The 6,889-nt window shown below is 63.7% G+C and carries 6 protein-coding genes and 1 pseudogene; 3 read left to right on the forward strand and 4 right to left on the reverse strand.

Going from position 1 to position 6,889, the window contains the following annotated elements:
* Both JHD73_RS25585 and egtD read right to left on the reverse strand, forming a co-directional pair.
* Positions 1-741, reverse strand: a pseudogene (locus tag JHD73_RS25585) (glycosyl transferase); the annotation flags it as partial.
* A gap of 74 nt (positions 742-815) precedes the next feature.
* Positions 816-1,868 carry an L-histidine N(alpha)-methyltransferase gene (egtD, locus tag JHD73_RS25590; protein WP_199032972.1) on the reverse strand — a complete coding sequence of 351 codons (1,053 nt, stop codon included), beginning with the start codon at positions 1,866-1,868 and terminating at the stop codon, positions 816-818.
* A 513-nt stretch (positions 1,869-2,381) separates the two neighbouring features.
* Between egtD and JHD73_RS25595 the strand changes: the two genes are divergently transcribed.
* Complete coding sequence (locus JHD73_RS25595) at positions 2,382-3,074, forward strand: TerC family protein (RefSeq protein WP_199032973.1); 693 nt, start codon at positions 2,382-2,384, stop codon at positions 3,072-3,074.
* Here JHD73_RS25595 and JHD73_RS25600 read toward each other — a convergent pair.
* Positions 3,071-4,072, reverse strand: coding sequence for a threonine dehydratase (locus JHD73_RS25600; protein WP_199032974.1), 1,002 nt, complete (start codon positions 4,070-4,072; stop codon positions 3,071-3,073). The genes JHD73_RS25595 and JHD73_RS25600 overlap by 4 nt on opposite strands.
* A gap of 207 nt (positions 4,073-4,279) precedes the next feature.
* Between JHD73_RS25600 and JHD73_RS25605 the strand changes: the two genes are divergently transcribed.
* Positions 4,280-5,074 (forward strand): thymidylate synthase, encoded by a 795-nt coding sequence (locus JHD73_RS25605; RefSeq protein WP_041668026.1) that lies wholly within the window; start codon positions 4,280-4,282, stop codon positions 5,072-5,074.
* A complete protein-coding gene (locus JHD73_RS25610) occupies positions 5,071-5,574 on the forward strand; it encodes a dihydrofolate reductase (protein WP_199032975.1) in 504 nt (167 codons plus the stop codon). Before JHD73_RS25605 ends, JHD73_RS25610 begins: the two co-directional genes overlap by 4 nt.
* 65 nt (positions 5,575-5,639) lie before the next feature.
* Here the strand turns inward: JHD73_RS25610 and pmbA are convergent.
* Positions 5,640-6,889, reverse strand: a 1,250-nt coding sequence (gene pmbA, locus JHD73_RS25615) for a metalloprotease PmbA (RefSeq protein ID WP_199032976.1), incomplete at its 5' end; no start/stop codon positions are given.

A 6,889-nucleotide genomic window follows, 5' to 3' on the forward strand; every position in this document is an offset into this window, starting at 1 on the left:
CTCGAACGCGGGCACGTAGGTGCGGTGCGGCGGGCACTCGTTGTCGAAGAAGAATCCGTCGGCATCGGGCCACCCCATCTGGAAACGGCCACCGTGCAAGGACAGCGTCTGCGCTGCCGGTATAGCCACGGCAGCCAGCGGCGGTTGCCCGGCCGGTTGCAGGCCCAGCACCTGCAGCAGGCCATGCAGGTGTTCGGCACGCAGGTCTTCATGGAAGACGGCCCAGCGGAACGGTTCGAGCGCTGCGTCGTCATCGGTGCCGAGCGTAGCCAGTTTGCGCAGCACGCGGTCGAGCACATCGTGCGCGTATCGCTTGACGGCGGCGATACCGGGCAGCGTCAGTTCCCAGCAGACATCCGGCGGCAGGCGATCCATGTCGAAGAAACTGTCGGCGCCTTCCAGCGCGGCGGGCACCGTGGCCTGCCAGCGCGCCAGATCCCATGTGGTGCCAGCGCCGTCTTCGATGGTGTCGCTGCCATTGCGACGCGGCTCACGCAGACACCAGAACTCGGCAAACCAGGCGAGCTGCCCCAACGTCCATAGCGGCGGCGCGTGATGCGGCACGCGTTCGATCTGCCAGCCGCGCTGCGTATCACCAAACGCGGCGAGCAGCGCCAGCGTGCGGTTGCGCGCATCGACCAGGCTGTGTGCGATGCCCTGGCGCTGCAAGCGGCGGCCGTCGGTCCAGTCGGAAAGCGATCCGATGAACGTCGGATCGGGGAGCATGAAGAATTCAGCCATCGCGGCACACCTCGGGCGGCATCTCAAGATCGAGCGCCATTATCGCACCGCCCGTCCAGCGCTCCCGCCCTCGCCTAGCGGCTGATGCTGGCGTGGCAGACAGCGAAATCCTCGCCCGCATCGGTCCACGCGTGCAAGTCCTCAAAACCCGCGTCGGCAAACAGACCCTGCAGGCGCGGCAGATCGTATTTGACTGAGTTTTCCGTGTGCACGCGCTCACCAACAGAAAACACGCGCGCCTGATCGCCCCAGCGCACCGTCACATCGTAGCGGGCTTCGAGATGCATTTCGATACGATGCGCGTCCGTGCGATACAGCGCGAGGTGGCGCCAGTCCCGCACGTCGAAATTCGACCCCAGCAGACGATTCAGATTGCGCAGTACGTTCAGGTTGAAGGCGGCCGTTACGCCGAGCGGATCGTCATAGGCCGCCTCCAGACGTCGCGCATCCTTGATGAGATCGATGCCGATCAGCACGCTATCGCCGGGGGCGGACGCTTCGCGCAGGCGCGTGAGGAAGGCCCGCGCATCGTCAGGCGTGAAATTGCCCAGGCTCGATCCGGGATAGAACCACACGCGGCGCCCATCGCCCACGGCATCGGGCAATACAAGCGGCGCACACAGATCGGCCCCGATGCCAACCATGGGGAGCTGCGGGTGCTGCCGCGCCAAGGCGCGCAGTGTGTCGCGCAGGAAATCTGCCGAGATGTCGATGGCCACATAGCGCGACGGCGCCAGCGTGCGGAACAGGCGCGCGGCCTTCTCGCAGTTGCCGGCGCCCAGATCGATGAGCGTGGCACCGCGCCCGACGCGCAGGGCGATTTCCGCGGCGTGCTGACTGAAGATGGCAGCCTCAGTACGCGTTGGGTAGTACTCGGGCAGATCAGTAATCGCCTCGAACAAGCGGGAGCCCAGCGCATCGTAGAAAAACTTGGGGCTCACGCTGGCGGCGGCGGCCAGCAAACCGGCCTCTGCCTCGGCACGCAAGGCTGCGTCTTCTTCCGCAAAGAGCTGGTAGAACGTCAGGCCTGCGCCGATGGCGTCGATGGTTGGTTTGGGCTGTGGCTGGACCAGACGTGCCAGCGCGCGGCGGGTATAGGCATCGGCGGATGGCTTGGTGGCCTGCATGGTGTCTCCCGTTGTGGGTGGAACGGCACGGTACGGCGTGGTCATGAAGGCCGTTGGCAGCGAGAAATGTGCCACCGCCTCCTCACTCGGTCGGCTCGGGTCTGCACTGATGAGATTGCAGCGTAGACGCCGCTTTGTGACAGCGCCACCGTTCTTTCACCCGAGAGCGCGGCAATGCTGCGTGACGCTTCGCGTAAAAATCGCCCGCACCGCGGAAAAAACCACGCATACCGCGCTGTGATGCGGGTGTTGCATTTGCGCACCGCACCAATCGCTGCCTGCGCTATAATGTGGGCTTCCTCAAAGGGGAGTAGCTCGGGGGTTCTTCAGCCCCAGGCACGATCGTCAAGACGAGGCAAAAAATCGCCTCCGGTCGTGTCGGCATCAGCAGGTTCTTGGCCTGTTTGTGTCGAGCAAGACCTTTGCAACCGGATTCATGGTCTGCAAAGCGTCACGCCCCAACGTTCCATGCAGTCCGGTCAACCCCGTTTCTTGTTTGACTTTGGAGCCGCTATGGAATGGTTGTCTGACATCTTCACCATGCAGTTTGCTGCAGCGTTGGCATCGATCATTGTGATCGACCTTGTGCTCGCGGGCGATAACGCCATCCTCATCGCGCTGGCTGCGCGCAACCTGCCGCCAGAACTGCAGAAGAAAGCCATCATGTGGGGCGCAGCGGGCGCCATCATCGTGCGAGCGATCATGACGCTGGCCGTGGTGTGGCTGCTGAAGATCCCGGGGCTGATGCTGGTCGGCGGCCTGGCGCTGGTGTGGATCGCATGGAAGCTGCTGGCGGACGACGGTCAGGACAATGGCGAACACGGCGCCGGCAGCACCACGCTGATCGGCGCGATGAAGACCATCATCATCGCCGACGCTGTCATGGGCATCGACAACGTGCTCGCGATTGCCGGCGCTTCACACGGTAGTTTCCTGCTGGTGGTGCTGGGCCTGCTGATTAGCGTACCGGTGGTGGTGTGGGGTAGCGGCGTGGTGCTGCGCCTGATCGAGCGCTTCCCGCTCATCATCTACGGCGGTGCGGCGGTGCTGGCTTACACGGCGGCGCACATGATCGTGGCCGAGCCGGTCCTCAAGCCGTTCTTTGCAGAGCAACGTCCGCTGGTGTGGGTTGTGTACGCGGTGGTGTTTGCGATCGTGCTGGGCGGTGGCTGGCTGGTGCAGCGTCGCCGCCAGCAGCCGGCTTAAGCCTCGATCGACTGACCGGCGAGGACCCGCGCCAGCAAGGCGCGGTCGATGTTACCGCCGGTCAGCGGCAAACCAACGCGCAGATTGGCAAGCTGGTCGCGCTGTTGCCACGCACCCGCCAGGGCTGCGGCGGCAGCACCTTCGGCCACGTTGTGCGTGGCCGAAAAATACAGACGAATCGCTTCCGCCACTTCCTCATCCGTTACGGCAATGATCTCGTCGACGCCCGCGCGGATCACCTCCAGTGCCTTCGCATCTGGCGTGCGGCATGCCAAGCCATCGGCCAGCAACGTCGATACCGGCGCCGACACAACTGCACCACTCACAAACGACTGCTCGTAGCAACGGGCATGCGCCGACACAACACCGACGATGCGCATGGACAACCCCAGCGCATCGCGTGCAGCCAAGGCCGAGCAGATACCCGAACCCATGCCGATCGGCACATAGACCACATCCAGCGGCACTGCTTCAAAGAATTCCAGCCAGTAGCTCGCCACACCAGCGACCAGATCCTCGTGATACGAAGGCACATAGTGCAGGTCGCGCGCGACGGCTAACTCAGCGGCCAATTCACGGCTGGCCTGGAAGTCATCCCCCGCCTCGATCAACTCCGCGCGAAGCGCACGCATGGCGGCATTCTTCTCCACGCTGTTGCCATGGGGCACGACGATGGTGGCGGTCATGCCGTTCCTGCTCGCCGCCAAAGCGATCGACTGGCCGTGGTTGCCGCGCGTCGCGGAGATCACGCCGCGTATCTCAGGCTCCCGACAACGCAATGCGTGCAGGTAATGCAACCCGCCACGCACCTTGAACGCCCCCACTTCCGTATGGTTCTCATGTTTCACCCACACCGCCGCGCCCACCGCTTGCGAAAGCAGCGGCCAGCAGTACTGCGGCGTCGGCGGAATCACCGCATTGACAATGCTGGCGGCCGCGCGAAGACGGCGCAATTCAGCGGCACGATTGAGCGAAGCGGCGGTGGTCACGGGTGACATGGCAATCTCCAGCAGACAGTTGGAAGCGATGGCCTTATCTTGCACGTTCGCCCCGCCTGGGAACATCGACAGTTCTGCGATTTGTCAGTCAAACTGTGCCGCCCTTTCAACCGGGCCAGTTCTCGGACACTGCCGGTACAGTCGATGCCGCACCGGTCACGTTACAATGTGGCTCAATCGATTTTCGATGCACTGCCCCGCGCTCGCATGAAGCCTTATCTCGACCTGATGCGCCATGTCTACGAACATGGCACCGACAAAGCCGACCGCACCGGCACCGGCACGCGCTCCGTGTTCGGCCACCAGATGCGCTTCAACCTGCAGGACGGCTTTCCGCTGGTGACGACCAAGAAGGTCCACATCAAGTCCATCGTGTATGAACTGCTGTGGTTCCTCCAGGGCTCGACCAACGTGCGCTGGCTGCAGGACAACGGCGTGACGATTTGGGACGAATGGGCCGACGCCGACGGCGAACTGGGCCCCGTCTACGGCTCCCAATGGCGCTCGTGGCCGACGCCCAACGGCGAGCACATCGACCAGATCGCCGAGCTGATCGCGCAGATCAAGCGCAACCCCGATTCGCGCCGACTGATCGTCTCGGCCTGGAACGTGGCTGACATCCCACGCATGAAGCTGCCGCCCTGCCACGCGTTCTTCCAGTTCTACGTGGCCGACGGCAAGCTGTCGTGCCAGCTCTACCAGCGCAGCGCCGACATCTTCCTCGGCGTGCCGTTCAACATCGCCAGCTACGCACTGCTCGTGCACATGGTTGCGCAGCAGACCGGCCTGGACGTGGGCGATTTTGTCTGGACCGGCGGTGACTGCCACCTCTACAACAACCACTTCGAACAGGTGGAGACGCAACTCGCGCGCGAACCGCTGCCGCTGCCGAAGCTGCACATCAAGCGCAAGCCCGAAAGCATCTTCGATTACCAGTACGAAGACTTCGAGATCGTCGGCTACCAGAGCCATCCAGCGATTAAGGCACCGGTGGCCGTATGACGATTCTGACCCTCATCGTCGCCCGCGCCCGCAATGGCGTGATCGGCCGCGATAACACGCTTCCGTGGCGCCTGCCCGAAGACCTCGCGCACTTCAAGCGCACCACCATGGGCGCGCCCATCGTGATGGGCCGCAAGACGTACGACTCGATTGGCCGTCCGCTGCCGGGTCGGCGCAACATTGTCGTCACGCGCAATGCCAAGCTGGAGCTGCCGGGTTGCGAGATGGCGTACTCGCTGGAAGATGCACAGCGCCTGTGTGTTGGCGTCGAGCAGATCTTCCTGATCGGCGGTGCGCAGCTCTATGCCGATGCCCTCCCAAGCGCCGACCGCCTGGTCGTGACCGAGATCGACGCCGACTTCGAGGGCGATGCCCACTTTCCGGCGCTAGATCCGAAGGTTTGGCACGAGGTTGCTCGCGAGGCGCACCACTCGCCCGCGCCCAACAACTTCGACTATGCGTTCGTGACCTACGAACGACCGCCGTCGGACGAGCAATAACCCGGCTGCAAGCAACAAAAAACGCGCTCAGCTTAGAGCGCGTTTTTCATTTTGGCTGTGGCGATTTATTCGCCGGCAATCGTCATCTGTTCGATCAGGATCGAGCCGGTTTCCTTCGTGCCACGCACAAGCGCGTCCGCGCCAATAGCGACGATCTGGCGGAACATGTCACGCAGGTTGCCGGCAATGGTGATCTCTTCCACCGGATACTGGATCACGCCGTTCTCGACCCAGTAGCCCGACGCGCCGCGCGAGTAATCGCCGGTCACGTAGTTGACGCCCTGGCCCATCAGCTCGGTCACCAGCAGGCCCGTGCCCATGCGGCGCAGCATGCCGGCAAAGTCGTCTTCCGGCTTCGTCTTGTCAGAGAACAACGTCAGATTGTGCGAGCCGCCCGCGTTGCCGGTCGTCTGCATGCCGAGCTTGCGGGCGGAATACGTCGACAGGAAGTAGCCCTCCACCACGCCGTTCTTCACCACATCGCGGCGCTGCGTACGCACACCTTCCTCATCGAACGGCGCGCTACCCATGCCGCCCAGCACGTGCGGGTCTTCCTTGATCTGCACGTGCGGCGCGAAGATTTCCTTAGCCAGCGAATCCAGCAGGAAGGTCGACTTGCGATACAGCGCGCCACCTGACACCGCCTGTACAAACGCACCGAGCAACCCTGCGGCCAGCGGCGCCTCGAACAGCACCGGGCACTTGCGCGTGGTCAACCGACGAGCAGACAGCCGCGCCAGCGCGCGCTCGGCAGCGTACTTGCCGATGGCCTCCGGCGCTGCCAGATCGGCGGGCGAGCGCTTGGATGAATACCAGTCGTCGCGCTGCATATGCGCACCTGACCCGGCAATCGGCGCGGCCGAAATGAAGTGGCGCGAATACGGATAGCCCGCCATGAAACCGCGCGAGGTTGCCAGCACGAAGTGCGAGTGCTGCGCAGAGATGCTCGCGCCATCGCTGTTGCGGATCTTCGGGCTCACGGCAAAAGCAGCGGCTTCCGCAGCGCGGGCGATTTCGACGGCGGCTTCGGCGTCGATCATCCACGGGTGATAGAGCTGCATGTCCTGCGGATGCTTCTCCAGCAATTCTTCTTCGGCCAAGCCGGCAGCGTCGTCATCGGCGGTGAAGCGCGCGATGTTGTAGGCCGCCTCGACCGTGGAACGCAGCGCGGCAGGCGAGAAATCGGATGTGCTGGCATTGCCGCGCTTCTTGCCGAGCATGACTGTCACGCCGACGATCTTGTCGCGGTTCTGCTCGATGGTCTCGATCTCGCCCTTGCGCACCGTGACCGACAGGCCCTGGCCTTCGGAGATTT

The organism is Ralstonia sp. ASV6 (assembly GCF_016429285.1).
Taxonomy (GTDB): Bacteria; Pseudomonadota; Gammaproteobacteria; order Burkholderiales; family Burkholderiaceae; genus Ralstonia; species Ralstonia flaminis.

Excerpts from the sequence above, each read along its gene's own strand:
- egtD (WP_199032972.1), bottom strand. The coding sequence starts at position 1,868 with ATGCAGGCCACCAAGCCATCCGCCGATGCCTATACCCGCCGCGCGCTG.
- JHD73_RS25595 (WP_199032973.1), top strand. The coding sequence starts at position 2,382 with ATGGAATGGTTGTCTGACATCTTCACCATGCAGTTTGCTGCAGCGTTG.
- JHD73_RS25600 (WP_199032974.1), bottom strand. The coding sequence starts at position 4,072 with ATGTCACCCGTGACCACCGCCGCTTCGCTCAATCGTGCCGCTGAATTG.
- JHD73_RS25605 (WP_041668026.1), top strand. The coding sequence starts at position 4,280 with ATGAAGCCTTATCTCGACCTGATGCGCCATGTCTACGAACATGGCACC.
- JHD73_RS25610 (WP_199032975.1), top strand. The coding sequence starts at position 5,071 with ATGACGATTCTGACCCTCATCGTCGCCCGCGCCCGCAATGGCGTGATC.